Raw genomic sequence first — 25,126 nt, forward strand, 5'->3', positions numbered from 1 at the left:
GGATAGTGCCGATGCTGATGACACCGATCGAAGTGCCGTGCCCGTCCGCCGCGGCGATCGTCGCGGCCGCCAACCACGCGGCGCGGGCCATTCCCCCCCTTTGGCCGCTTGCCGCGAGCGTCGCGGTGAACCCCTTCCTGGGCCAGACGGGCGAGCCGCTCGCCGTCGCCGCAGCCCGCTTGCGGCGGGCCGGCGGCATCGCGTTGACCATGGATCGAGCATGGTACGCGGAGCGCCTGCGTTCCGGGGCGATCACCGATGACGATCTGCGGGCGGCCTTCGACGCCGCCCCGCCAGGCCTCCGGCCGTCAAACCTCGCCGCGCTGAGGCAGGTGGCACAGGTTGGTCGGACGCCGACAATTGCCGCGCCCACCCTGGCCGAACTCGCGCGCGATCTGGCGGCGATCGATTGGCCGGGTATCGTCAATGACCGCATCGGTCACTGGGCCGCGGCCTATTTCGACCAGGGTCAGGCCCTGTGGACCGGGCTGCAGGCCGACGGCGCCTATGCCGCCTGGCGGGCCGTCGCGACCCATGACCTGACGCCGGAGATCGCAGGCCTTGCCGGCTTTGCGCAAGGTGTGGCCGATGCCCCGGCAAGTGCCCACGATGCGCTTGTCCAATGCGTCCACCGCCTTGGCCTGCCGGAGGCGGCGCTTGAGAGCTACTTCCACAGGCTGCTCATGAGCCTTGGCGGCTGGGCCCAGGTCGCCCGCCATCGGCTGTGGCAGGCGGAACTCGATGGCCGGACCGACGCGTCGGTCACCGACCTGCTGGCGGTACGCCTGCTGTGGGAGGTTGCCCTGTTCCGCCACCACGGCGCGGCACTCCTGCAGTCGTGGCAGGTGGCCATTGCGGCCTATGTCGAACCGGTCGCCGCAACCTCCGACGACGGCGTGGACGCCATCCTGCAGGAAGCGGCCGAACGCGCCGCCCAACGCCGCCTTCATGCCGTGCTGGCCGCCGCGCCCGCGCCCGCGCCGGTCGCCAGCCGCCAAGGCCTGCAGATGGCGTTCTGCATCGACGTGCGCTCGGAAGTTTTCCGGCGAGCGTTGGAAAGCCTGGATCCCGGCATCACCACATTGGGCTTTGCGGGGTTCTTCGGCCTGGGCATCGGCCATCGCCGCTTCGCCTCGGACGTGGTCGAGGCCCGGCTGCCGGTGCTGCTGAAGCCGTCCGTCTTTACCTGCGCGGGGACCGAGACGCCGGAGGTCGAGCGTAGCGACCGTGCGGCCCGGCTGGCGGCGCGCGGCGGCCGGGCCTGGGGGCGCTTCAAGCTCGCCGCGATCTCGTCCTTTGCCTTTGTCGAGGCGACGGGACCGCTCCATGCGGGCAAGCTGCTGGCGAGCGGCCTGGGCCTGGCGCGCCAGCCGCTGCCGAACGACCCGCCGCCGCGGCCGGCCGATGCGCTGGACCTTGCGACGCGCGTGCGGATCGCGGCGACCGTGCTCAGGGCAATGTCGCTGACGGATCACTTTGCGCGACTGGTCCTGCTGGCCGGGCATGGCGCCAATGTCGTCAACAACCCGCATGCCAGTGCGCTGCATTGTGGTGCCTGCGGGGGCTATTCGGGCGAGGTCAATGCACGGCTACTGGCGGTGCTGCTCAACGATCGTGACGTGCGCGCGGGGCTTGGCGAGCAGGGTATCGCCATCCCCCGGGACACGCTGTTCCTGGCCGCGTTGCACGACACGACGACGGACGATGTCGCGATCTATGCGGCCGACCACCCGACGGCGGACCACGCCGGGGACCTGCAGCAGGTAAGGCGCTGGCTGGCAGCGGCGGGAGCCCTGGCGCGGGGCGAGCGGGCGCTGCGCCTGCCGCGAGCCGCCAGCGGCCGCGCCATCGCGCATCGCGCGCGCGACTGGGCGGAACTGCGTCCCGAATGGGCCCTTGCCGGGTGCCAGGCGTTCATCGCCGCCCCGCGCTCCCGCACCAGGGGACGCGACCTGGCGGGCCGGGCGTTCCTGCACGACTACGATTGGACGCGCGACACGGGCTTTGGCGTGCTGGAGCTGATCCTGACGGCACCGGTGGTCGTCGCCAGTTGGATCAGCCTGCAATACTACGGCTCGACCGTGGCGCCCGACGTGTTCGGGGCGGGCAACAAGCTGCTGCACAACGTGACCGGCGGCCTCGGCGTGGTCGAGGGCAATGGCGGTGTCCTGCGTGGCGGACTGCCCTGGCAGTCGGTGCACGATGGCGAGCGGCTGGTGCACGAGCCGTTGCGGCTATCCGTGCTGGTCGAGGCGCCGCGCCAGGCAATCGGCGACATCCTGGAGCGGCATCCCGCGGTTCGCGCGCTGTTCGACAATCGCTGGCTGCATCTCTTCGCCCTCGACGATGGCGGAGGCATGGCGTGGCGCTATGCCGGTGGCTTGGCCTGGGAGCGCTGCACGGGCGCGGCGCAGGCCGCCGCCGATCCCCTGCCGCTCTCCGCGTGACGCCCTTCCGGTGCGGCGGTGGGTGCAGTTGGTTTCTCGATGGGCCTGGACATGGGATACATGCTGCAACGGGCGCGTGGCGCGTGGTGCGCGCGCAGTCCTGCAAGCGGGAGGAAAGACAGATGGCATTTGGCGGGCGGGCTTTGCATTCGGCGATCGGCCAGGATGGGACCTTGACGCTCTCGCTGCAGGATGTGTCCGTGGGCGATCCGGGTGACGACGAGATCGTCGTGCGGATCGAGGCGGCACCCATCAATCCAAGCGATCTCGGCCTGCTGCTGGGGCCGGCGGACCTGGCGACGTTGCGGGAGGGGGGCGCCGGCGGCGCGCCGACTCTGACCTTCACCGTGCCGGAGGGGCGGCTTCCGGCGGTCGCCGGGCGCCTGGGCCAGTCGCTGCCCGTGGGCAACGAAGGCGCCGGGACGGTCGTGGCGGCCGGGCGCAATGCCAAGGCCCTTGAAGGGCGCAGGGTCGGCATGTTCGGCGGCGCTATGTATGCCGACTACCGCCTGATCAATGTCCGGGATGTCATCCCCCTGCCGGAGGGGGCGAGTGCTGCCGACGGCGCGTCTATGTTCGTCAATCCGCTGACGGCCCTGGGCTTTGTCGAGACGGCGCGGCGCGAGGGGCATCCGGCGATCATCCATACCGCAGCCGCCTCGAACCTTGGCCAGATGCTGCAGCGGATCTGCCTGGCCGACGGCGTGCCCCTGGTCAACATCGTCCGCTCGACCGAGCAGGCGAAGATCCTCCAGGACATCGGGGCGACCCATGTCCTGAACAGCAAGGACGCCGATTTCGAGGCGCGCCTTGTCGATGCGATCGTGGAGACGGGGGCGACCGTCGCCTTCGACGCGATCGGCGGCGGCACGCTTGCCTCGCAGATCGTGCAGGCGATGGAACGGGCGGCCGTACGGCGGATGACGACCTATAGCCGCTATGGCTCGGACGCGTTCAAGCAGCTGTACATCTATGGCGCGCTGGACCTGTCGCCGACCGTCCTGAACCGGCTGGCCTTCGGCTTCCAGTGGAGCGTCTCGGGCTGGCTGCTGCCGCCGTTCCTGAACAAGGTGGGCCCTGAGGTCGCCGCCCGCCTGCGCCAGCGCGTGGCGGACGAACTGACCACGACCTTCCGCAGCCATTACACCAAGGTGATCAGCCTGGCCGAGGCACTGTCCCCCGACAACCTGCGGGCCTATGAGCGCAAGGCGACCGGCGAGAAGTTCCTGATCGACCCGACGCGCGGCTGACGCCGCCCCCGCGGTAGGGGCCCCGCATCCTGGGCAGGGGTTTCAGGCGAAGCCCTTGCCCGCCTTGCGGGGCGCCGTGCGGATCAGGCGCGAGGTGCGCACGGCCGCCTGCCGGTGGATCACGGCCTGGCGATAGACCGGATCGGTGACCATTTCCAGGAACGCCGCCGCCCGCGGATAGCGCGCGACGAAGGCGGTATCCCAGGCCTCGTCCGTGGGGCCGATCAGGACAAGCTGCGGCGTTCCCGTCCACAGCACGGTCCCACCCACCCGTTCGAACACCGGGCCGCTTTCGGCCCCATAGCGGGCATAGGCCTCGGCCCCCGTCAGGTTCAGGCCCGCGCAGGGGTGATCCGCCGGATAGTCCGCACGCGCGCGGAAGGCGACCAGATTGATCATCTCGACCGGCTGGTCGCGGTCCATGTCCTTGAAGGCGTTGAACTGGGACCGTTCGGGATCGATGTGGCGGTCGCTCATGGCTGCTCCTGGCACGGATTGCTGACTATCGCCCGGACATCTTAGTCCGCCGTCCGACGACGCGCGGAAGGGTCTTGCATTGATTCTATAATTCTAGTAATCCAGAAATATGGAAATGCAGATCGCCGTCGCCAGCCTTTCAGCCCTCGCCCATGAGGGGCGCCTGTCCGCCTTCCGCCTGCTGGTCGAGGCGGGGCCCGACGGCCTTGCCGCGGGCGAGATCGCGCGCCGCCTGGACAGCCTGCCCAACACCCTGTCCGCCAACCTGAACGTCCTGGCACAGGCGGGCCTGATCGCCTCCCGCCGGGAGGGACGGTCGATCATCTACACGGCGCAATACGCGCAGATGGGGGCGCTGCTGGCGTTCCTGGTGCGCGACTGCTGCCGCGGCAATGCCCAGATCTGTGCCCCCATCGCCGACCTCGCCGCGCTGTGCTGCGCGCCCGGGGCGGCCCGCTGCTGAAGGAGACGCCCATGAAACGCCTGCATGTCCATGTCGCGGTCCAGGACCTGGCCCAGAGTGTCCGGTTCTATTCGACCCTGTTCGCGAGCGAGCCCACTGTCCTGAAGGACGATTATGCCAAGTGGATGCTGGAGGATCCGCGCGTGAACTTCGCGATCTCCAACCGTGGCGACGCGCCTGGCATCCAGCACCTGGGCATCCAGGTGGAGACACCGGGCGAACTGGTCGATGTCTATGAGCGGATCGAGGCCTCTGACCGGCCGGTGTTCGAGGATGCCTCGACCGCATGCTGCTACGCGACCTCGCAGAAGCAGTGGGTCAGCGATCCCCAGGGCGTGGTGTGGGAAACCTTCCTGACCCATGGCGCCAGCACGTTCTACGGCGACGCGAAGCTGGTGGAGAAGATCAAGGACCTTCCCTGCTGCGCCCCCGCCGCCATGGCGCCGGCCGCAACGGCGGAGGCGCCGGCCGGCGCTGGATGCTGCGCGCCGCAGGCGGCGGAGTAGCCGGGATGGCTGGCCAGCCGATCAACGTCCTGTTCCTGTGCACCGGCAACTCGGCGCGCAGCATCCTGGCGGAGGCGATCGTCAACCATCACGGGCAGGGGCGCATCCGCGGCTACAGCGCGGGCTCGTTCCCCAAGGGACAGGTCAATCCGTTGAGCCTGCGCCTGCTGGAGCAGTTGCGCATGCCGACCACGGGCCTGCGCTCCAAGAGCTGGGACGAGTTCGCAAGGCCCGGTGCCCCCTCCATGGACTATGTCTTCACCGTGTGCGACGACGCCGCGGGCGAGGTCTGCCCGATCTGGCCCGGCCAGCCGATCACGGCCCACTGGGGCGTCGCCGACCCGGCTGCGGTAGAGGGCGCGGAGCCGCAGAAGATGCAGGCCTTCCGCGACGCGTTCCGCCAGCTTGAGCGGCGCATCCTGATCTTCCTGGCACTGAAGCACCGGGAGCTGAGCCGGAGCGAGGCGACGTCCAAGGTGGTCGAGATCGGCCGCCTGCGCGACGACGCCAGCGACCGCGCCGCGTCATGAGGCAGGGCTGGCCGGTGCCGGCGCGGCGCTGAACGGACCCGCCCATGTCGCTCTTCGAACGCTATCTGACCCTGTGGGTCGGACTTTGCATCGTGGTCGGGATCGCTGCCGGACAGGTCATGCCCGGCCTGTTCCAGGCGATCGGCGGGGCTACCCTGGCCGAGGTCAACCTGCCGGTGGCGGGGCTGATCTGGCTGATGATCGTGCCCATGCTGCTGAAGATCGACCCGGCGGCGCTGGCCCAGGTGGGCCGGCACTGGCGCGGCATCGCCACCACGGTTGGCGTCAACTGGCTGGTGAAGCCGTTCTCCATGGCGCTGCTGGCCTGGCTCTTCATCGCGACCCTGTTCCGGCCCTGGCTGCCCGCGGAGCAGGTCGACAGCTATGTGGCCGGGCTGATCCTGCTGGCCGCGGCACCGTGCACCGCCATGGTCTTCGTCTGGTCCAACCTGGTCGATGGCGAGCCGCAGTTCACGCTGTCTCAGGTGGCCCTGAACGATGCCATCATGATCGTCGCCTTTGCCCCCATCGTGGGACTGCTGCTGGGCCTGTCGGCGATCAGCGTGCCGTGGGACACGCTGGTCCTGTCCGTGGTGCTCTACATCCTGGTGCCGGTCGCGGTGGCGCAGGTCTGGCGCGCCGCGCTGCTGCGGCGACCGGGTGGTGCTGGTGCCCTGGCGACGACGCTGCGCCGCCTGGGCCCGCTGTCGCTGGCGGCCCTGCTGCTGACCCTGGTGATCCTGTTCGGCCTGCAGGGGGCCGCGATCGTCGAGCAGCCGCTGGTCATCGCACTGCTGGCGGTGCCGATCCTGATCCAGGTCTATGCCAATGCGGGACTGGCCTATTGGCTGAACCGACGCCTGGGCGTCGCCTGGTGCGTGGCGGGGCCGTCGGCGCTGATCGGGGCGTCGAACTTCTTCGAACTGGCGGTGGCGGCGGCCATCGCGCTGTTCGGCTTCCAGTCGGGTGCCGCCCTGGCAACCGTGGTCGGCGTCCTGGTGGAGGTGCCGGTGATGCTGACCGTCGTCCACATCGTGCGGCGCACCCGGCCCTGGTACGAGCGCCGGGTGCCCGCCTGACACCTGGGCGGGAGCCGGCTCAACGTGTGCCGGTGGACCCCATGTTGAAGACGGTTCGCCCGCCAGAGATGGCAGTCGGGTCCTGGAACAGGCCCGGCCCGCGCGCCAGCAGGCCGCCGTCGACCAGGACGGTCGAGCCGGTCATGAAGCGCGACTCGTCGCTGGCCAGGAACAGCGCGGCGTTGGCGATGTCGCTGGGCATGCCGACGTCGGGCCAGGGCTGGCGGCCCTGCATGAAGCCCTGCATGTCGGTCTGGCTGCGCACGCCGACCAGCGGGGTATAGATGCCGCCGGGCGCGATCGTGTTGACGCGGATGCGGTGCGGCGCCAGTTCCATCGCAGCGTTGCAGCCAAGATTGACCACCGCCGCCTTGGCCGCGGAATAGGGGGCGGGGCCGGCGCCGCCGCCCATCCCCGCGACCGACGCCGTGTTGATGATGGAGCCGCCCCAGCCTTGGGCGATCATCACGCGGGCGCCGTGCTTGATCCCCAGGAAGACCGAGCGGGTGAGCTGGGCAAAGGTCCGGTCCCACGCCTCGACCGTCAGCTCGGTGAGCGGCCCGATGGCACCGCCCACGCCCGCATTGTTGAACACGCAGTCCAGGCGGCCAAAGCTGCGCACCGCCAGATCGATCGCCGCCTGGACCTGTCCCTCGTCCGAGACGTCGGCCTTCTGGAAGCGGATTGCCGCCGCGCCGCCGGCCTGGCCGGCCAGGCCCAGCGTCTCCTCGGCCGTCTTTTCGTTCAGGTCGACGATCACGACCTGGGCGCCCTCGGCGATGAAGCGCAGGGCGGCTTCGCGGCCCATGCCGCTGGCCCCGCCGGTGATCACCGCAACCTTGCCCGCCAGCCGGCCGGCGGCCATCGCGTTCCCCATGTCGTCCTCCCGTTGCCCGTTGTTTTCTAAGCGCTGTTATAGTCGCGCGCGCGCCCGCCGCATACCAGGGCGCAGCGGCTTCCGGCCGTGAGACAGGGCACAGGGAAACGAGGGGACATGACGACGCGCGAACAACCCGCGATCATCGAGGCAGCCATCAACGGGGCGACCTCCAGGCGGCGCAATCCCCATGTGCCGCTCCTGCCCGAAGAAGTGGCGGCCGATGCCCTTGCCTGCCTGAACGCGGGTGCGGCCATCATCCACAATCATGTCGAAACTTATGACCTGGGCGGGGCGGCCGCGGCCGCGCGCTACCGTGATGGCTGGCGCCCGGTCCTGGCGGCGCAGCCGGATGCGATCCTGTGCCCGACCATCGCCGGCGGGACAACGCCCGAGGAGCGCTGGGGTCACTTCCGGCTGCTGGCGGGGCAGGGTGGTGCCACGATGGCGGTGTGCGATCCGGGGTCCGTCAACCTGGCCGCCGTCGGGCCGGACGGCCTGCCGGGCAAGCCGTCGCTGGTCTATGCCAATGCCTTCGAGGATATCGGCGCCCTGATGCGCCTGTTGGGCGAGGCGCGGCTGGGCCCGTCCATCGCGATCTACGAACCCGGCTTCCTGCGCGCCACGCTGGCCTGGGCCAGGGCCGGCCAGCTGCCGGCGGGCACGCTGGTGAAGCTCTATTTCGGGGGCGACTACAGTCCGGTCGACGGCCGCCGGGGCAATGTCACCTTCGGTCTGCCGCCCACGGCCAAGGCCCTGGACGCCTACCTGGAAATGCTGGAGGGCAGCGGCCTGCCCTGGGCGGTCGCGGTCTTCGGCGGCGACGTGGTCGAGACGGGCCTGGCCCGGCTGGCCCTGGAGCGCGGCGGCCATGTCCGCGTCGGGCTGGAGGATCACGCGGGCGCGGACAAGCCGTCGAACCGTGCGCTGGTGGAACAGGTGGCGGCGCTCTGCCGCGAGGTGGGCCGGCCACCGGCCAGCTGCGCCCAGGCGGCGGAGATCATGGCCCTGCCCCTGCGCGCCACGGCCTGACCGGGCGCCCTCCCCCCTTCCTGGGGAACGGGGGAGGGGCCTGAGGTCAGCGGTCTAGCGGCGGCCGCCGCCCTGGTTGCGCTGGCCGGGGTTGGACAGGAAGCGGGGCAGGCCGGTCTGCTCGTCCATGCCGCCACCCTGGCGGCTGGGCCGGCCCTGGCCGCCACGCGGCGCCTGGCCCTGGCCGCCGGGACCACCCTTGCCCTGGCCGGCATGGGCCGGACGGCCGTGCTCCTGCGGACGGCCATGGGCATGGCCCTGGGCCGTTCCCGTCTCGGCCCGGGCGCGCGGGTTCTGCTGCGGCCGGCCATGCTGGGCGGGGGCGGACTGCGGCCGCTGCTGCTGGCCGCGCGGCTGCTGCTGCGGCCGGCCACCCTGGTTGTGGCCGTGGCTCTGGCCCTGGTTCGGGCGGCCGCGCTGCTGCATGATCGGCGCGTCGGGCGGCGCGCTGGCCGCGGCGCTCGCCAGGTCGGCGGGCAGCGGCAGGACCGGGATGGCCTGCCGGGTCAGGCGCTCGATATCCCGCAGATAGGCCCGTTCCTCGTGATTGCAGAACGAGATGGCGATGCCGGCAGCGCCGGCGCGCGCGGTGCGGCCGATGCGGTGGACATAGCTTTCGGGCACGTTCGGCAGGTCGTAGTTCACGACGTGGCTGACCTCGTCCACATGGATGCCGCGCGCCGCGATGTCGGTCGCGACCAGGACGCGCATGTTGCCCGCCTTGAAGCCCGCCAGGGCCCGCTCGCGCTGGGGCTGGGACTTGTTGCCATGGATGGCGGCCGCCGGCTCGCCCACCTGCTCCAGCTGGCGGACGACCTTGTCGGCGCCGTGCTTGGTGCGGGTGAAGACCAGGACCTTCTCCATCGCGGGGTCCAGCAGGATCTGCCGCAGCAGGGCCGGCTTGACCGAGGTGGGGACGTGGATCACCGACTGCTCCACCCGCTCGGCCGTGGTGGCGACGGGGCGCACCGCAACCTGGACGGGGTTCTGCAGCATCGACTCGGCCAGGGCCTGGATCTGCCGCGGCATGGTCGCGGAGAAGAACAGCGTCTGCCGCTCCTTCGGGATCATCGAGATGATGCGGCGCAAGGGGTGGATGAAGCCCAGGTCCATCATCTGGTCCGCTTCGTCCAGGACCAGGATCTCGATCCGCTCGATCGACAGGGCGCGCTGGTCGATCAGGTCAAGCAGGCGGCCGGGCGTGGCCACGATGATGTCCAGCCCGCGCTGGCACATCTGGACCTGGCGCCCCATGGAGACGCCGCCGAAGATCACGCCGGTGCGCAGGTCCAGGCGCTCGCCATAGGCGCGGAAATTCTCCTCGATCTGGCTGCACAGTTCGCGCGTGGGCGCCAGGATCAGGGCGCGGCAGCCGCGCGACTGGCGCCGCGCCGGGCGGGCGGCCAGCTGGTGCAGGATGGGCAGCGCAAAGGCCGCGGTCTTGCCCGTGCCGGTCTGGGCGATGCCGCACAGGTCGCGGCCTTCAAGGATGACGGGGATGGACTGCGCCTGGATCGGCGTCGGGCTCTGGTAGCCCTTGGCGGAAACGGCGTCGAGGATCAGGGAATTCAGGCCAAATTCGGAAAAGCTGGACAAGCCAAGTCTTTCAACAAGCCGGCCGGGCGCGCGACCGCATGCCACGGCGCGACCCAAACCCGTCCGGGGTCTGGAGACGACCCGCGTGATGGGGTGTCCGGGAATGCAAGCGATTGAGGATCTGGCCGGGCGCAGGACCTGGGGGCCTTGCCGCCCCGACTCCCGCGCACTGTCACGCAGCCGATCAGAATGCCGGATTGCTGGCCCGGGCACCGTCGCTGCAGCGCAAACTAGGGATGGGCGGCGCCATAGTCAATCGGCGCGGCCGCAGGGCAGCCGCGCGCCACCGCCCTGTGGCGCCATCGCCACTGGCCTGCTGCTCTTGTCCGGGATCCGGCGCGGCGCTAGCGCCGCGACCAGATGTCCGCGTCGATCCGGCCGCGCAGTTCGGGGAACGCCTCGGCCAGGAAGACGGGCTGCCGGCCGCTGCGCCGCTGCGCGAAGTAATCGTCCGTCAGCTTGGCCACCGTGCCCGACAGCAGGACGATCGCCACCAGGTTGATCGTCGCCATCAGGCCCATGGACGCGTCTGCCGCGTCGAACACGGTCGCGACGCTTTCATAGGCGCCCCACACGACCATCAGGACCACCAGGCCGCGCAGGATCATCAGCGGCCCACGGCCGCCCAGGCCCAGGAACGTCATCGCATTCTCGGCATAGGAGTAGTTGCCGATCACCGACGTGAAGGCGAAGAAGAAGATCGCGACCGCGATGAAATAGGGCCCTGCCCAGCCGATATGGGCCGACATGGCGACCTGGGTCAGCTGCGTGCCGGTGACGCCCGAGTCGGGCGCCAGGGTGCCCGACAACAGGATCATGATCGCTGTCGCCGTGCAGATCAGCAGCGTATCGATGAACACGCCCAGCGCCTGGACGAAGCCCTGTGACGAGGGATGGTGCGGGTCGGGCGTGGCCACGGCGGCGATGTTGGGGGCCGAGCCCATGCCCGCCTCGTTCGAGAACAGGCCGCGCTTGACCCCGTTCAGCATGGCTGCGGCCAGGCCCCCGGTGAAGCCGGCGGCTGCTTCCTCCAGCCCGAAGGCGCTGGACAGGATCAGCATGATGATCGCCGGAACCTGGCCGATATTGACGATCACGACATAGAGCGCCATCAGCAGGTAGGCGACCGCCATGAAGGGGACGATGATCTCCGCCACGCGGGCGATCTGGCGGATGCCGCCAAAGATCACGATGCCGGCCAGCGCCGCCACGGCGATCCCGGTCCACAGCTTCGGCACGCCGAAGGCCCCCTGGACCGCGTCGGCGATCGAGTTGGACTGCACCGCGTTGAAGACCAGGCCAAAGGCCAGGATCAGGCAGACCGAAAAGACCCCGCCCAGCCAGGGCAGGCCCAGGCCACGCGCGATGTAGAAGGCCGGCCCGCCGCGATACTGCCCCTCGTCGTTGCGGGTCTTGTAGAGCTGGGCCAGCGTGCTTTCGGCATAGGCTGTCGCCATGCCGACCAGGGCGACCACCCACATCCAGAAGATCGCCCCCGGCCCGCCCAGGTACAGCGCGACGGCCACGCCCGCCAGGTTGCCGGTGCCGACGCGGGAGGCAAGGCTGGTGCACAGCGCCTGGAACGGCGTGATGCCAGAGCGGTCGTTGGTGTTGGAGCGGGTGACGGCGCGGAACATCTCCGGGAAATGCACGATCTGCACGAACTTCAGGCGCAGCGTGAAGAAGATCCCGACCGCGATCAGGCCATAGATGAGGACATAGCCCCAGAAGATGGTGTTCAGGAAACCGATCACCGTGTCCATCGCCGCCCCCCAGCGCCTGCGTTTCGTGACGGTCGCCAGGATGGGCCAGCCTGCGTCATCCTGTCCAGGTCGCGGCGTCAGCCCGGGGAACGGGGCTGCGCCCCACGACCAGCCACAGCGGATCGCCGGGGCCGCCGGGGGGGAGCAGTTCAAATGCCTGGAGGGCGTCGAACCCGGCCTGGTGCAGGTAGTGCACGACCAGGCGGCCGTGGTCCTCGTCGTCCATCACGCGCCAGATGCGCACCGCCTTGGTCGGGAAACAGCGGTTGGAGAAGCTGATGGCGACGGGCGCGCCAGGCTTCAGCGTGCGCAGCACGTCGGCCAGGACTTCGACCGGCTGCGTCAGGTACTGGACCGACACCGCGATCATTGCCGCGTCGAAGCTCCGGTCGGCGAAGGGCAGGCGGGTCTGCGCGTTGAGGTCCTGCACCACCCGCGCGTCCAGGCGGGGATTGCGGGCCAGTTCCTCTCCGTTCATGCCCAGGCCCGTCACGTGGGCATAGGCGATGTCGGCGGGCAGGTGTGAGATCCAGCTGGACATCAGGTCCAACAGGGCGCCGCCCGCCGGCAACAGGCCGCGATAGGCCCGCGTCAGCGCGGCTATGGCGGCGTCGTCGATATGGGCGACGAGCCGCGGCATGGCGTAGAAGCCGGGATCCGGGCTGTCGTCCTGGCGGTCGAAGGCACCTTGCGGGAAACCGGATGAGGTGGGGCTCTGGCTCATTCCGCCAGCAGACGCGTGCGGAGGTGCGGTGCGCAAGGCTCTGGACGACACGGCTGCGACAAAACACAGTGCCGGCAAAACTGTGACAGGGGAGGGTGCCGTGGCGCGTTTCAATCCGAACGGGGTGGAGATCGTCTTCGACGGCGTGGGCGACGGGGCGCCCGTCCTGATGATCCATGGCTTCGCCACCGACCGGCGCATCACGTGGCGCGCCGCCGGCTGGTTCGATGCGGTGATCGCCAGCGGGCGGGAGGCCTTCGCGCTCGACCTGCGCGGCCATGGCGAAAGCGGCAAGCCGCATGACACGGCCTCCTATACGATGGACCTGATGGCGGCCGACGTGCTTGCCTTGCTGGATCGCTATGACCTTCAGGGGGTCGACCTGATCGCCCACTCGCTGGGCGCCAGGCTTGGCCTGCACCTGCTGGCCCGGCATGGCGCGCGCTTTGGACGGGCCGTGCTGATCGGCATCGGCGGCACCGTCCTCGATCCCCCGCGCGAGCCCAGCGCCATGATCCACGCGCTGGAAACGGACGACCCGAAGTCGGTCACGGACGCCTTCGCCGCGTCGTTCCGCACCTTCGCCGATGCCAGCGGTGGCGACCGGGCGGCCCTGGTCTCGTGCCTCAAGGGGCTGCGCATCGGCGGTGCCTCGGCCGACCTCGCCGCCATCCGCACGCCTGTGCTGGTCCTGGGGGCGGAGCAGGATCCCAGCGCCGGCCCGGCCGACCGCCTGGCCCAGGCGATCCCCGGCGCCGTCGCCCAGACCGTGCCCGGCACGTCGCACCATTCGATCCTGCAGGACGGCATGGCCAAGGCCGCGGCCTTCCAGTTCCTGCGCCTGCGCCCGAAGATGGAGGAGGAGGACCGCTGGCGGCGGTGAGGGCGCCTCAGGCGTCCAGTTCGCCCCCCTCGGCCGGATAGTGCCCGGCCGGGGTGAAGCGGTCGGGGTTCAGCACCTCGGGACAGGCCAGGGTCCGCGTCTCGGTCCAGTCCCGGGAATCGCGCATGCGCGCATGGGGGATGCCGCTGGGGTCGTCGGACACCGCCTCCACCAGCCAGATCCGGCCGGTGGGCGAGCGATAGAGCTGGCCGGGGGCAACAACGCGCCTGCGGCTCATGGGACACGGATACGCATGCTCATGGGGCCAGGATGCCCCCTTCGACGGCCCATGGGCGGTGACAAGCGCGTGATCGCGGGGGCCGTATCCCGAGTGCCACACGCAACCATTTTCGTTTGACCGCATTGGGAAGGGCAATCGAAACCCAGCCAAGGAGGAGGCGATGAAAGCCTCGACAACGGTCCTCTGGATCGCCCTGGCTGCGGGTGCCGCAACGATCGTTCCCGCATCCGCCGCCACGCGCACCAACCTTGCGGATCCCATGCTGCCGGAAGCCGGCACGGGGCAGATCTTCGAAGGCCCGATTCCGGGGCTGAGCACGGACGACGTGGCGCCGGCCTGGCGCGACCCCGGCCTGCTGAACCTGGCGGAGACGGAAGTGATCCCGGTCCCGCCCGACCACCTTCCGGGCATCAATCCGGGCTCCGACATCGGCGCCGCGGATGGCGCGGAGGCGCCGATGCCGCAGTCGCGTCCCGGTACGCTGACCGAGACGCTGGAGCCGCGCGATGGCGTCGTGACGCCGCCGCCGACCGGCGATGGCGAGATCGCGGTGGCGCCCCCGCCGGTGCCCAATACGATGCCGGTCATCACCCCGGACGACATCAATCCGCAATCCGGCATGGCCACGCCGGTCCTGCCCGGCGACGGGATCGGGCGCGACTGATCCCCCACGCGCCGCCCCGCTCCTCACCCATGCATGGGGAGCGGGGCGTCCGGCCTTGTCATGCCCGCAATATCGGACTATGGTGCGCCGCTAAATTTTGTGCAGTGCACCATGACCCTTCGCAACATCGCCATCATCGCCCACGTCGACCACGGCAAGACCACGCTCGTCGACAAGCTGCTGAAGCAGTCCGGCACGTTCCGCGCGAACCAGCAGGTCGCCGAACGCGTCATGGACTCGAACGCGCTGGAGCGGGAGCGGGGCATCACGATCCTGGCGAAGTGCACGTCGGTCCAGTGGGGCGACACCCGCATCAACATCGTCGACACGCCGGGCCACGCCGATTTCGGCGGCGAGGTGGAGCGCATCCTGTCGATGGTCGATGGCGTGGTCCTGCTGGTCGACGCCGCCGAAGGGCCGCTGCCACAGACCAAGTTCGTGCTGTCCAAGGCGCTGGCGCTGGGCATGAAGCCGATCGTGGTGATCAACAAGGTCGACCGCGCCGACGCCCGCATCACCGAAGTCCACAACGAGGTCTTCGACCTGTTCGCCGCTTTGGAAGCCAGCGACGATCAGCTCGACTTCCCCACCGTCTTCGCCAGCGGGCGCAATGGCTGGGCCAGCATGGAACAGGGCGTCCAGGGCGAGGACCTGTCGCCCCTGTTCGAGCTGATCGTGCGCCACGTGCCCGAGCCGAACGTCGAGGGCAAGGCGGCGGGTGAGGCGCCCTTCGCCATGCTGGTCACCACGATCGAGGCGGATCCCTACCTTGGCCGTGTGCTGACCGGCCGCATCTATTCCGGCCAGGCGCGCCAGAACATGCCGGTCAAGGCGATCGGCCGCGATGGCCAGGTGATCGAGACGGGCCGCATCACCAAGCTCCTGAGCTTCCGCGGCATCGAGCGCGTGCCGACCGAAACGGCGGACGCCGGCGACATCATCGCGGTGGCCGGCCTGACCACGACGACGGTTGCCGATACCGTCTGCGAACCCGTGGTGGCAGAAGCCATTCCCGCCCAGCCGATCGATCCGCCGACGCTGGCCATGACCTTCTCCATCAATGACAGCCCGCTGGCGGGGCGCGAGGGGGGCAAGGTCCAGTCCCGCGTCATCCGCGAGCGACTGCTGCGCGAGGCCGAGGGCAATGTCGCGATCCGCGTGCGCGAGACGGACGACAAGGACGCCTTCGAGGTCGCGGGCCGCGGCGAACTTCAGCTTGGCATCCTGATCGAGCAGATGCGCCGCGAAGGGTTCGAGCTGTCCATCAGCCGCCCCCGCGTCCTGTTCCGCGAGGACGACGCCGGCAACCGGACCGAGCCGCTGGAAGAAGTGCTGGTCGACGTGGACGAGGCCTTTACCGGCGTCGTGGTCGAGAAGCTGGCCTTGCGCAAGGGCGAGCTGAAGGACATGCGCCCATCGGGCGGCGGCAAGACGCGCCTGACCTTCCACGTCCCGTCGCGCGGCCTGATCGGCTATCAGGGGGAGTTCCTGACCGACACACGGGGCACCGGCCTGATGAACCGCCTGTTCCTGGACTATGTCCCCTACAAGGGCCCCATCGGCGGACGCGGCAAGGGCGTGCTGATCTCCAACGGCGATGGCGAGTCGGTCGCCTATGCGCTGTGGAACCTGGAGGAGCGCGGGCCGCTCTTCATTGATCCGGGCGTCAAGGTCTACCAGGGCATGATCATCGGCGAGCACAGCCGGGACAACGACCTGGAAGTGAACCCGCTCAAGGGCAAGCAGCTCACCAACATCCGCACGACCTCGAAGGACGAGGCGGTGCGCCTCACGCCGCCGCGCCGCATGAGCCTGGAACAGGCCATCGCCTATGTGGAGGACGACGAGCTGGTCGAGGTGACGCCGCAGTCGATCCGCCTGCGCAAGCGCTACCTGGACCCCAATGTGCGCAAGCGCATGAGCCGCGCCGCCTGATCAGGACTCCGCCCATGTCCCGCCGCGCGGTGGGACATGGGCGCCCAGGCTCACAGGACCTTGGCGGCGATCGCTTCCACCTCGAACAGCAGGTTGGGCGTCGCCAGGCCCGAGATGATGAGCAGGGTGGAGGCGGGCTTGGCATCGCCGAACACCCGGGCGCGGGCCGCGCGGACCGCGTCCAGGTCCTGCCCGGCGACCACGAACAGCGTCGCCTTGACGATATCCTCGACCCCCATGCCGGCGGCCTTGACCACGCCAAGGACGTTGCGGAAGGCCTGTTCCGCCTGTTCGCCGACCGTTTCGGGCACGGTCCCGTCCAGCCGGATTCCGACCTGACCGGCGGTGTGGACGACACTGGCCCCGGGGGGCACCAGAATGCCGTGGACATAGGCGCCGATGGCCGGGGGCACGTCGGCGGGGGCGAGGACGGTCTTGGCAGTCATGGCGGCTCCTCTCGTGCGGAGCCGCCAGTCTAGATCCGCCTCAGACCGGGACCTTCAGGTTTCCGTCAAGGTAGGCATTGACCACGGCGTTGAGGTCGTCCAGGTGGTCCTCGTAGAAGTGGCTGGCGCCCTCGATCCGCTTGTAGGTCACCTTGATGCCACGCTGGTGGGCCAGGCGGTCGGCCAGCTTGGCGGTGTCGACCTCCTGCACGGTCTGGTCGTCGCTGCCATGCACGATGAGGCCGGAGGACGGGCACGGCGCCAGGAATGTGAAGTCATAGCGGCTGGCGGGCGGCGAGACCGAGATGAAGCCGGCAATCTCGGGTCGGCGCATCAGCAGCTGCATGCCGATCCAGGAGCCGAAGGAATAGCCCGCGACCCAGCAGCTGGCCGCATTGGGATTATAGGTCTGCAGCCAGTCGAGCGCACTGGCGGCATCCGCCAGCTCGCCCTGGCCGTTGTCGAACGCGCCCTGGCTCCGGCCCACGCCCCGGAAATTGAAGCGCAGGACGGCAAAGCCCCGCTGCGCGAAGGCGTGAAACAGGTTGTAGACGACCTTGTTGTTCATCGTCGCACCGAATTGCGGGTGCGCGTGCAGGATCAAGGCCATGGGCGCCGTGGGCGTCTTGCCCTGTTGATAGCGCCCTTCCAGCCGGCCGGCCGGCCCATTGAAGATGATCTCTGGCATCCCGTTCCCGTCACTCAGCCGTAGCGCACGACCCGCAGGCGGCGCGGCAGATCCCGACCGTGCCGCCAGGGTACTTCAGCAACCGATCCCGATTGTCGGGAATTCTGTTGCCGGAATGCCCATGGGGGCAGCACCTGATGCCTTCGGCGTCCGGGAAACCTGACCGCAAACTTGACCGCCCTGGTCGGAAATCCTATATCCGCATTGCGCGGTGGCAGGCTCCGATGGGGCCCGCCGGGCGCGGTAGATAGCATAAACCCGACCCCGATGGTCAAGGAAACCGCCGATGTGGGCTGAGCTGCGCGAGGATGCACGGGGAATCATTGCCCGCGACCCGGCCGCGCGCTCGGTTCTTGAGGTGATGCTGCTCTATCCCAGTTTCCATGCGGTTCTGCTGCATCGCCTGGCGCATGCCCTGTGGATCCGCGATTGGCGCTTTTTGGGGCGCGCGGTGTCGCAGACGGCGCGCTGGCTGACCGGGATCGAGATCCATCCCGGCGCCCGCATCGGCCGGCGCTTCTTCGTCGACCATGGCATGGGCGTCGTGATCGGCGAGACGGCGGAGATCGGCGACGATGTCACGCTGTACCACGGGGTGACGCTGGGCGGCATCCTGCCGTCGGTCAACTCGGGCGCGCAGATCGGCGTGAAGCGCCATCCGACGCTGGAGGACGGCGTGATCGTCGGATCCGGCGCGCAGGTCCTGGGTGCCATCCATGTCGGCCGGGCGGCACGCATTGGCGCCAACTCGGTCGTGACGCGCGACGTCGATCCGGGCGCCACGATGGTCGGCATCCCGGCCAAGGCGGTGCGCCGCGCAGTGCGGGAGGCGACGACCTTCTGTGCCTATGGCGTGCGCGAGATGAGCGATCCCAATGCCCCGCCCGCCGGCGTGCCGTCGGCCGAGGCGATGGCGCGGCGGATCGAGGAACTGGAGCAGCATCTGCTGGCGCTCGAGGCGCGCCTGGCCGATGCCGAGGGCAGGCCCGGCGCTGTGGCGCGCGAGCCGGTCGATGTGGCCTGAGCCGAAGGGCCTGAAGGGACGCTGAGATGAAACTTTCGACCAAGGGGCGCTACGCGGTCATGGCGATGGTCGATCTGGCCGGCCACAGCCAGGGTCGCCCGGTCTCTCTCGCGGATATCGCCACGCGGCAGGAAATCTCGCTGAGCTACCTGGAGCAGCTGTTCGGCAAGCTGCGCCGCAGCGGCCTGGTGCGCAGCGTGCGCGGCCCCGGCGGCGGCTACATGCTGGGCCGGGCGGCGACCGATACCCGCATCGCCGACATCGTCGTGGCGGTGGACGAGCCGATCAAGGCGACGCGCTGCCGGTCGGGCACGGCCATGGGCTGCCGTGGCGACCGCGGGCGCTGTGCCACCCACGACCTGTGGGAGGAGCTGGGCAACCAGATCCACCTCTACCTGTCGTCCGTGTCGCTGGCCGACGTGGTCGACCGCCGGATCCTGGGGACCGCGCGCCTGCGCGCGCCGCAGGAGATGGACGAGGCGGCGATGATCCCGCCGCCGGCCAAGCCGGCGAAGCAGGCGGCCCGGGGACGGGCAGCCTGAATTCAGACAACCCACCGCCGGCAGGGGCCGAGCGGCAGCCAAGGAGTGACGGCGGGGCCCGCGGGCCCCGCGAAGATGCTGCGATGACGGATGCGTTGACCTATCTCGACTGGAATGCGGGCGCACCGGTGCGCCCCGAGGCGGAGGCCGCGGCGCTGCATGCGATGCGCGTCGGCGGCAATGCCTCGTCCATCCATCGGGCCGGCCGCCTGGCGCGCCGCCTGATCGAGGAGGCGCGCGCCCAGGTGGCGACCCTGGCGGGAGCCGATCCGGCAGACGTCATCTTCTGCGGCAGCGGGACAGAGGCGAACGCCCTCGCCCTGCACGGCGTCGTCGCGGCTGGCCTGGTCACCCGTGTCGCCGTTGGTGCGACCGAGCACGATTCGGTGCTGGAGACGCTGCGCGACCTGGGGTGCGAGATGGTCGTGCTGCCGGTCGACGGCAGCGGCGGCCTGGACCTGGAGGCGCTGGCCCGCGTGGCGGCACCGGGCACGCTGGTCTCGGTCATGGCGGCGAACAACGAGGTGGGCACCCTCCAGGACCTGGGTGCGATCGTCGCCCTGGCCCACGGGGCGGGCGCCCTGGTGCACAGTGACGCGATCCAGGCGGCGGGCAAGGTGCCGCTGGCGTTTGAGACGCTGGACATCGACCTGATGACCCTGTCGGCGCACAAGCTGGGCGGCCTGTCCGGCTGTGGCGCGCTGGTCAAGAAGGCCGGCCTGGGTCTGGTCCCGCGTGTGCGGGGCGGCGGGCAGGAACGCGGTTTCCGCGCAGGGACCGAGAACCTGGCCGGCATCGCTGCCTTTGGCGCGGCGGCCGCTGCGGCTGTCGCTGGACTGGCGGCCGTTCCGGCGATCGCGGCGCTCCGCGATGCGCTGGAGGCCCGCGCGCTGGCTGCCATGCCGCAGGCGCAGGTCGTGGGTGCTGGTACGTCCCGGCTGGCGAACACAAGTGTGATCGCGGTTCCGGGTGTCGCGTCCGAAACGCAGGTCATCGCGCTGGACCTGGGCGGGGTGGCGGTCAGCGCCGGCTCGGCCTGTTCGTCGGGCAAGGTCAAGCGCAGCCGCGTCCTGGACGCGATGGGTTACGGCGCCGATGTCGCGGGCTCCGCCCTCAGGATCAGCCTGGGGCATGCCACGACAGCCGCCGATGTCGACCGCTTCATCGCGGTCTGGTCCGAGTTTCACGGCCGCGCCGCCAAGGCGGCTGCCGAGAATGGGAGAAGAGCACATGGCTGACGGGACTGGTACCGGCGCCAACATCGCGCTGCCGATCTATCTCGACTACCAGGCGACGACCCCGGTCGATCCCCGCGTGCTCGAGGCGATGCTGCCCTATTTCACGACCAAGTTCGGCAATCCGCACAGCCGCAGCCACAGCTTCGGCTGGGAAGCGGAGGAGGGCGTGGAGGAAGCGCGGGCCCATGTAGCCGCCCTGATCGGGGCCGAGGCGAAGGAGGTCATCTTCACCTCTGGCGCCACGGAATCGAACAACCTGGCGATCAAGGGTGTTGCGCATTTCTATCGCGAGCGGCGGGACGAGATCGTGACCCTGGCGACCGAGCACAAGTGCGTGCTCGATGCCTGCCGCCACCTGGAGCAGGAAGGTTTCAAGGTCACCTACCTGCCGGTGCAGGAAAACGGCCTGGTCGACCTCGACGTGCTGGCCGCGGCCGTGACCGAGAAGACGGTGCTGGTCTCGGTCATGGCCGTCCATAACGAGATCGGCGTGATCCAGCCGCTGAAGGAGATCGGCCGGATCGCCAAGGCCAAGGGCGCCTTCTTCCACTGCGACGCGGCGCAGGGGGCGGGCAAGATCCCGCTCGACGTCAACGACCTGGGCATCGACCTTCTGTCGATCTCTGGCCACAAGATCTATGGGCCCAAGGGGATCGGCGCGCTCTATGTCCGCCGCCGCCCGCGCGTCCGGCTGGAGCCGCTGATCAATGGCGGCGGTCAGGAGCGCGGCATGCGGTCGGGCACGCTGTCGCCGCCGCTCTGCGTCGGCCTGGGCGAGGCCTGCCGCATCGCCAGGGAAGAGATGGCGTCCGACAACGACCGCATCGCGCGCCTGTCGCAGCGCTTCCTGGACGGCATCCGGGCCCGGCTGAAGGACGTCTTCCTGAACGGGGACGAGACGCACCGCTATCCGGGCAACGTCAACCTCAGCTTCGCCTATGTCGAGGGCGAGTCGATGATCATGGCGATCCGCGACCTGGCGGTGTCGTCCGGTTCGGCCTGCACCTCGGCCAGCCTGGAGCCCAGCTATGTCCTGCGCTCGCTGGGCGTGGACGAGGAACTGGCCCACACGTCGATCCGCTTCGGCATCGGCCGCTTCACGACCGAGGCCGAGATCGACTACGCGGTCGAGGCCGTGTGCGGCAAGGTCGAGAAGCTGCGCGAGATGAGCCCGCTTTGGGAAATGGTCCAGGAAGGGATCGACATCAAGTCGATCCAGTGGGCGGCGCACTGAGCGCCCTCATCCAGTCATACAGGAGACGACAATGGCCTATAGCAGCAAGCTGATCGACCATTACGAGAACCCCCGCAATGTCGGTTCGTTCGAGAAGGGCGACGAGTCGGTGGGCACCGGCCTGGTCGGCGCGCCCGCCTGCGGCGACGTCATGAAGCTGCAGATCAAGGTCGGCGCCGACGGCCTGATCGAGGATGCGAAGTTCAAGACCTTTGGCTGCGGCTCGGCCATCGCCTCGTCCAGCCTGGTGACCGAGTGGGTCAAGGGCAAGACGCTGGACGAGGCTGCCTCGATCCGGAACACCGAGATCGCCCAGCACCTGGCCCTGCCGCCGGTGAAGATCCACTGCTCGGTCCTGGCCGAGGATGCGATCAAGGCGGCGATCGCCGACTACAAGGCCAAGCACGGAAAGGGCGAGGAGGCGGCCTGAGCCGCGATCCCCGCCACCCACAGTCTGATTGAGGAGTTGACGCCGATGCCGGCTGCCGTGATGACCATTACCGAGCCCGCCGCGGAGCAGGTGAAGCGCCTGCTGTCCAAGCGCAGCAAGCCGGCGGTGGGCGTGCGCGTCGGTGTACGCACCGCCGGCTGCTCGGGCCTGACCTACACGCTCGAATATGCCGACGAGAAGAACAAGTTCGACGAGGTGGTCGAGGATAAGGGTGTCACCGTCCTGATCGATCCCAAGGCGGTGATGTTCCTGATCGGCAGCGAGATGGACTTCGTGACGGAGAAGATGAAGGCGGGATTCGTCTTCCACAACCCGAACGAAAAGGCCAAGTGCGGCTGCGGAGAGTCCTTCCACGTTTGATGCGACGTCACGCCTGGAGGCGCGGTGCAACACCTGGTCCGCTCATCCCCGCGAAAGCGGGGATCCAGGGCGGCGGGCGCTGTCCCGCGTGACTCTGGATCCCCGCTTTCGCGGGGATGAGCGGGGTGGAAGTGGGCGCTGACATCGTCAGAACCACAGGGATGATTCTTGATTGATGAGCCGAGCATGAAGGCGGAACCGGCGGCTCCCGATCCGGCGGCGGCGGACCCGTTCACGCAACTGGGCCTGCCGCAGCGCATGGCGCTGGATCCGGCGGCGCTGGAGCGGGCCTATTTCGCGGCCCAGCGGCTCTACCATCCTGACCGGTTCGCCGGCCGCCCGGCCGCGGAACGGGCCGAGGTGATCGCTGCTGCGGCGACGCTGAATGCGGCCTATGAGGTCTTGCAGACGCCCCTGGGCCGGGCGCGGGCGCTGCTGAAGGCGGCGGGTCGCAACCCGCTGGCCGAGGACGGCCGGACGGTCAGCGATCCCGCCCTGCTGATGGAGGCGATGGAGCTGCGCGAGGCCCTGGAGGAGGTTGGCGACGCGGCCGGCCATGCCGCCTTTGCCGCCCAGGTGGCGGGCCTGATCGAGACCTGTGTCGCGCGCCTGGACGAGGCCTTCGCCGCCAACTCGCTGGACAAGGCAGAGCATGAGACGCTTCGCCTGTCCTATCTCGACAAGCTGCAGGGCGAGGCGCGTCGCGCCGCCCGCAGAGCCCAAAGCCAGGACTGACTGCCGATGCTGCTCGACATCCACGAACCGGGCGAGACGCCCTTGCCCCATGCGGGCGAGAAGGCGACCGCCGTCGGGATCGACCTGGGCACCACCAATTCGCTGGTGGCGATCATGGGCGAGCATGGGCCGGAAGTGCTGCGCGACGTCGATGGCAGCGTCCTGCTGCCGTCCATCGTCGCCTATGCCGCCGACGGTTCGGCCGTGGTGGGCGACCTGGCGCGGCGCGTGGCCGCCCGCATGCCGGACCGCGTGATCGCCAGCGTGAAGCGCCTGATGGGCCGGGGTGTCGAGGACGTGAAGGCCCTGGCCGGCGCCCTGCCCTATGCCGTGGAGCCGTCGCCTGATGGCGGCATGGTGCGCCTGCGTGTAGGCGAGACGGTGCTGAGCCCGGTCGAGGTGTCGGCCGACATCCTGCGCGCGCTGAAGGCCCGGGCAGAGCATGCGCTGGGGACGGAAGTGACGCAGGCCGTCGTCACCGTGCCCGCCTATTTCGACGATGCCGCGCGCACCGCGACGCGCGACGCCGCGCGCCTGGCGGGGCTTGAGGTCCTGCGCCTGGTGAACGAGCCGACAGCCGCGGCCCTGGCCTATGGCCTGGACCAGGGGGCAGAGGGGACGGTCGCCGTCTATGACCTGGGGGGCGGCACGTTCGACATCTCGCTGCTGAAGCTGCAGGCGGGCGTCTTCCAGGTCCTGGCGACGGGCGGCGACGCGGCGCTGGGGGGCGACGACTTCGACCATGCCGTGGCGGCCCGGTTCCTGGCCGAGCGCGGCCTGACCGAAGGCACCCTGGCCGCGGCGCAGGGCGCCCTGGCCCTGGCGCGGGAGGCCAAGGAGGCCCTGACCGACGCGGAGTCCTGGTCGGGCGACCTGGTGATCGACGGCGGGGCGAGCCGCCACGCGCTCAGCCGGGCCGAACTCGACGCCCTGATCGCACCCCTGGTGGCGCGCACCATCGCCGCGTGCCGCGCCGTGCTGGACGATGCCGGCCTGGCGCCGGAGGATCTGTCCGCCGTGGTCCTGGTCGGCGGCTCCACCCGGGTGCCGCTGGTGCGCAGCGAAGTGGCGCGCTTCTTCGGCAAGCCGCCTTTTGCCGATATCGACCCCGATGCCGTCGTGGCGCTGGGTGCTGCCTTGCAGGCCAGTGCCCTGACCCGCGGCTCGGACACGCTGCTGCTGGACGTGGTGCCGCTCAGCCTGGGGATCGAGACGATGGGCGGCATCGTCGAGAAGGTGGTGCCGCGCAACAGCCCGATTCCCGTCAGCCGGGCCCAGGAATTCACGACCTACCAGGACGGCCAGAACGCCATGGCGATCCATGTCGTGCAGGGCGAGCGCGAACTGGCCGACCAGAACCGTTCGCTGGCCCGGTTCGTGCTGACCGGCATTCCGCCCATGGTGGCGGGGGCGGCGCGAATCCGCGTGACCTTCACCGTCGATGCCGATGGCCTGCTGACGGTTGCCGCCAAGGAAGCGCTGACTGGCACGGCGGCGCATGTCGAGGTCAAGCCCAGCTATGGCATCTCGACCGACGACATGGCCGACATGCTGCGCGCCTCCTACGAGAATGCGCGCGCCGACATGACCGCCCGCCTGCTGGTCGAGGCGAAGGTAGAGGCGCAAGGCCTGATCGCCGCTGTCCGGGCGGCGCTGGCCCGCGATGGCGACCTGCTGGATGCGGCCGAACGGGCCAGCCTGGAGGCGGCGATTGCCGCCAGCGAGAGCGTCCAGGATGCGGCCGACCGCGACACGGTGGTGAGCGCCAGCGAGGCCCTGGAGAAGGAAAGCCGCACACTTGCCGAAAGGCGGATGGACCGCGGCATGCGTGAGGCCTTACAAGGCGTCAGCGTCGAGCGCCTGGCCCGATCCGTTGGCGATCCGCAGGTGAGGGATGAGACGCCCAGGGACGGTAAGCCCGGGGCCGAGGAGAAGGACTGA

Annotated in this window: 26 protein-coding genes; 18 read left to right on the top strand and 8 right to left on the bottom strand. The window is 69.7% G+C overall.

Features of this window, described 5'->3' with window-relative positions; all coding sequences use genetic code 11:
• The first annotated feature begins 11 nt into the window (after positions 1 to 11).
• Both ACI6GS_RS09235 and ACI6GS_RS09240 read left to right on the top strand, forming a co-directional pair.
• Positions 12 to 2,447, top strand: a complete 2,436-nt coding sequence (locus ACI6GS_RS09235) for a YbcC family protein (protein ID WP_439817496.1) — start codon at positions 12 to 14, stop codon at positions 2,445 to 2,447.
• Between the two features lie 173 nt (positions 2,448 to 2,620).
• Complete coding sequence (locus tag ACI6GS_RS09240; protein ID WP_439817497.1) at positions 2,621 to 3,697, top strand: zinc-binding dehydrogenase; 1,077 nt, start codon at positions 2,621 to 2,623, stop codon at positions 3,695 to 3,697.
• Positions 3,698 to 3,739: 42 nt separating this feature from the next.
• Here the strand turns inward: ACI6GS_RS09240 and ACI6GS_RS09245 are convergent, their stop codons facing one another.
• The gene (locus tag ACI6GS_RS09245) at positions 3,740 to 4,174 is read right to left on the bottom strand and encodes a DUF1330 domain-containing protein (RefSeq protein WP_439817498.1); all 435 of its coding nucleotides are present in this window, start codon (positions 4,172 to 4,174) and stop codon (positions 3,740 to 3,742) included.
• A gap of 115 nt (positions 4,175 to 4,289) precedes the next feature.
• Here ACI6GS_RS09245 and ACI6GS_RS09250 point away from each other — a divergent pair, with 115 nt between their 5' ends.
• Genes ACI6GS_RS09250 through arsB form a run of 4 tightly spaced genes read left to right on the top strand, consistent with a single transcriptional unit; the run spans position 4,290 to position 6,752 of the window.
• The gene (locus tag ACI6GS_RS09250) at positions 4,290 to 4,637 is read left to right on the top strand and encodes an ArsR/SmtB family transcription factor (RefSeq protein WP_439817499.1); all 348 of its coding nucleotides are present in this window, start codon (positions 4,290 to 4,292) and stop codon (positions 4,635 to 4,637) included.
• 11 nt (positions 4,638 to 4,648) lie between these two features.
• Positions 4,649 to 5,143 carry an ArsI/CadI family heavy metal resistance metalloenzyme gene (locus tag ACI6GS_RS09255; RefSeq protein WP_439817500.1) on the top strand — a complete coding sequence of 165 codons (495 nt, stop codon included), beginning with the start codon at positions 4,649 to 4,651 and terminating at the stop codon, positions 5,141 to 5,143.
• A gap of 5 nt (positions 5,144 to 5,148) precedes the next feature.
• A complete protein-coding gene (locus ACI6GS_RS09260) occupies positions 5,149 to 5,673 on the top strand; it encodes an arsenate reductase ArsC (RefSeq protein ID WP_439817501.1) in 525 nt (174 codons plus the stop codon).
• A gap of 44 nt (positions 5,674 to 5,717) precedes the next feature.
• Positions 5,718 to 6,752 carry an ACR3 family arsenite efflux transporter gene (gene arsB / locus ACI6GS_RS09265; protein WP_439817502.1) on the top strand — a complete coding sequence of 345 codons (1,035 nt, stop codon included), beginning with the start codon at positions 5,718 to 5,720 and terminating at the stop codon, positions 6,750 to 6,752.
• Positions 6,753 to 6,771: 19 nt separating this feature from the next.
• Here the strand turns inward: arsB and ACI6GS_RS09270 are convergent, their stop codons facing one another.
• A complete protein-coding gene (locus ACI6GS_RS09270; protein WP_439817503.1) occupies positions 6,772 to 7,629 on the bottom strand; it encodes an SDR family NAD(P)-dependent oxidoreductase in 858 nt (285 codons plus the stop codon).
• A gap of 117 nt (positions 7,630 to 7,746) precedes the next feature.
• Here ACI6GS_RS09270 and ACI6GS_RS09275 point away from each other — a divergent pair, with 117 nt between their 5' ends.
• Entirely contained in the window at positions 7,747 to 8,661 is a 915-nt protein-coding gene (locus ACI6GS_RS09275; RefSeq protein WP_439817504.1) for a 3-keto-5-aminohexanoate cleavage protein, read from the top strand.
• Between the two features lie 54 nt (positions 8,662 to 8,715).
• Here the strand turns inward: ACI6GS_RS09275 and ACI6GS_RS09280 are convergent, their stop codons facing one another.
• The 3 genes from ACI6GS_RS09280 to ACI6GS_RS09290 all read right to left on the bottom strand — a co-directional run bounded on the left by ACI6GS_RS09280 (position 8,716) and on the right by ACI6GS_RS09290 (position 12,744).
• The gene (locus tag ACI6GS_RS09280) at positions 8,716 to 10,257 is read right to left on the bottom strand and encodes a DEAD/DEAH box helicase (protein WP_439817505.1); all 1,542 of its coding nucleotides are present in this window, start codon (positions 10,255 to 10,257) and stop codon (positions 8,716 to 8,718) included.
• Between the two features lie 344 nt (positions 10,258 to 10,601).
• Positions 10,602 to 12,020 carry an alanine/glycine:cation symporter family protein gene (locus ACI6GS_RS09285; RefSeq protein WP_439817506.1) on the bottom strand — a complete coding sequence of 473 codons (1,419 nt, stop codon included), beginning with the start codon at positions 12,018 to 12,020 and terminating at the stop codon, positions 10,602 to 10,604.
• Between the two features lie 55 nt (positions 12,021 to 12,075).
• The gene (locus tag ACI6GS_RS09290; protein WP_439817507.1) at positions 12,076 to 12,744 is read right to left on the bottom strand and encodes a class I SAM-dependent methyltransferase; all 669 of its coding nucleotides are present in this window, start codon (positions 12,742 to 12,744) and stop codon (positions 12,076 to 12,078) included.
• A 100-nt stretch (positions 12,745 to 12,844) separates the two neighbouring features.
• On the opposite strand from ACI6GS_RS09290, the gene ACI6GS_RS09295 reads away from it, so the two are divergent.
• A complete protein-coding gene (locus tag ACI6GS_RS09295; protein ID WP_439817508.1) occupies positions 12,845 to 13,627 on the top strand; it encodes an alpha/beta fold hydrolase in 783 nt (260 codons plus the stop codon).
• Positions 13,628 to 13,634: 7 nt separating this feature from the next.
• On the opposite strand, the gene ACI6GS_RS09300 is transcribed toward ACI6GS_RS09295, so the two are convergent.
• Positions 13,635 to 13,865, bottom strand: a complete 231-nt coding sequence (locus ACI6GS_RS09300) for a hypothetical protein (protein ID WP_439817509.1) — start codon at positions 13,863 to 13,865, stop codon at positions 13,635 to 13,637.
• A 163-nt stretch (positions 13,866 to 14,028) separates the two neighbouring features.
• Here ACI6GS_RS09300 and ACI6GS_RS09305 point away from each other — a divergent pair, with 163 nt between their 5' ends.
• Together ACI6GS_RS09305 and typA are read left to right on the top strand one after the other, a co-directional pair.
• Positions 14,029 to 14,532, top strand: a complete 504-nt coding sequence (locus tag ACI6GS_RS09305) for a hypothetical protein (protein WP_439817510.1) — start codon at positions 14,029 to 14,031, stop codon at positions 14,530 to 14,532.
• Positions 14,533 to 14,643: 111 nt separating this feature from the next.
• Positions 14,644 to 16,467: a translational GTPase TypA gene (gene typA, locus ACI6GS_RS09310; RefSeq protein WP_439817511.1), complete on the top strand. Its 1,824-nt coding sequence runs from the start codon at positions 14,644 to 14,646 to the stop codon at positions 16,465 to 16,467.
• Between the two features lie 50 nt (positions 16,468 to 16,517).
• Here typA and ACI6GS_RS09315 read toward each other — a convergent pair whose 3' ends face one another.
• Positions 16,518 to 16,913 (bottom strand): RidA family protein, encoded by a 396-nt coding sequence (locus tag ACI6GS_RS09315; protein WP_439817512.1) that lies wholly within the window; start codon positions 16,911 to 16,913, stop codon positions 16,518 to 16,520.
• A 40-nt stretch (positions 16,914 to 16,953) separates the two neighbouring features.
• Positions 16,954 to 17,601 carry an alpha/beta hydrolase gene (locus ACI6GS_RS09320; protein WP_439817513.1) on the bottom strand — a complete coding sequence of 216 codons (648 nt, stop codon included), beginning with the start codon at positions 17,599 to 17,601 and terminating at the stop codon, positions 16,954 to 16,956.
• A gap of 286 nt (positions 17,602 to 17,887) precedes the next feature.
• On the opposite strand from ACI6GS_RS09320, the gene epsC reads away from it, so the two are divergent.
• From epsC to hscA, 8 genes are all read left to right on the top strand, one after another.
• Entirely contained in the window at positions 17,888 to 18,625 is a 738-nt protein-coding gene (gene epsC, locus ACI6GS_RS09325) for a serine O-acetyltransferase EpsC (RefSeq protein ID WP_439817514.1), read from the top strand.
• Between the two features lie 26 nt (positions 18,626 to 18,651).
• On the top strand, positions 18,652 to 19,167 hold the full coding sequence (locus ACI6GS_RS09330; RefSeq protein WP_439817515.1) for an Rrf2 family transcriptional regulator: 516 nt from the start codon (positions 18,652 to 18,654) through the stop codon (positions 19,165 to 19,167).
• Between the two features lie 83 nt (positions 19,168 to 19,250).
• Positions 19,251 to 20,405, top strand: coding sequence for a cysteine desulfurase family protein (locus ACI6GS_RS09335; protein WP_439817516.1), 1,155 nt, complete (start codon positions 19,251 to 19,253; stop codon positions 20,403 to 20,405).
• The gene (locus tag ACI6GS_RS09340; RefSeq protein ID WP_439817517.1) at positions 20,398 to 21,639 is read left to right on the top strand and encodes an IscS subfamily cysteine desulfurase; all 1,242 of its coding nucleotides are present in this window, start codon (positions 20,398 to 20,400) and stop codon (positions 21,637 to 21,639) included. The genes ACI6GS_RS09335 and ACI6GS_RS09340 overlap by 8 nt, the downstream gene beginning before the upstream one ends.
• A gap of 31 nt (positions 21,640 to 21,670) precedes the next feature.
• Positions 21,671 to 22,069: a Fe-S cluster assembly scaffold IscU gene (iscU, locus tag ACI6GS_RS09345; RefSeq protein ID WP_439817518.1), complete on the top strand. Its 399-nt coding sequence runs from the start codon at positions 21,671 to 21,673 to the stop codon at positions 22,067 to 22,069.
• A 45-nt stretch (positions 22,070 to 22,114) separates the two neighbouring features.
• Positions 22,115 to 22,450, top strand: coding sequence for a HesB/IscA family protein (locus ACI6GS_RS09350; RefSeq protein WP_439817519.1), 336 nt, complete (start codon positions 22,115 to 22,117; stop codon positions 22,448 to 22,450).
• Positions 22,451 to 22,636: 186 nt separating this feature from the next.
• On the top strand, positions 22,637 to 23,185 hold the full coding sequence (hscB, locus tag ACI6GS_RS09355) for a Fe-S protein assembly co-chaperone HscB (protein ID WP_439817520.1): 549 nt from the start codon (positions 22,637 to 22,639) through the stop codon (positions 23,183 to 23,185).
• A gap of 6 nt (positions 23,186 to 23,191) precedes the next feature.
• Entirely contained in the window at positions 23,192 to 25,126 is a 1,935-nt protein-coding gene (gene hscA / locus ACI6GS_RS09360; protein ID WP_439817521.1) for a Fe-S protein assembly chaperone HscA, read from the top strand.

This window comes from Zavarzinia sp. CC-PAN008 (assembly GCF_051903925.1).
Lineage (GTDB): Bacteria > Pseudomonadota > Alphaproteobacteria > Zavarziniales > Zavarziniaceae.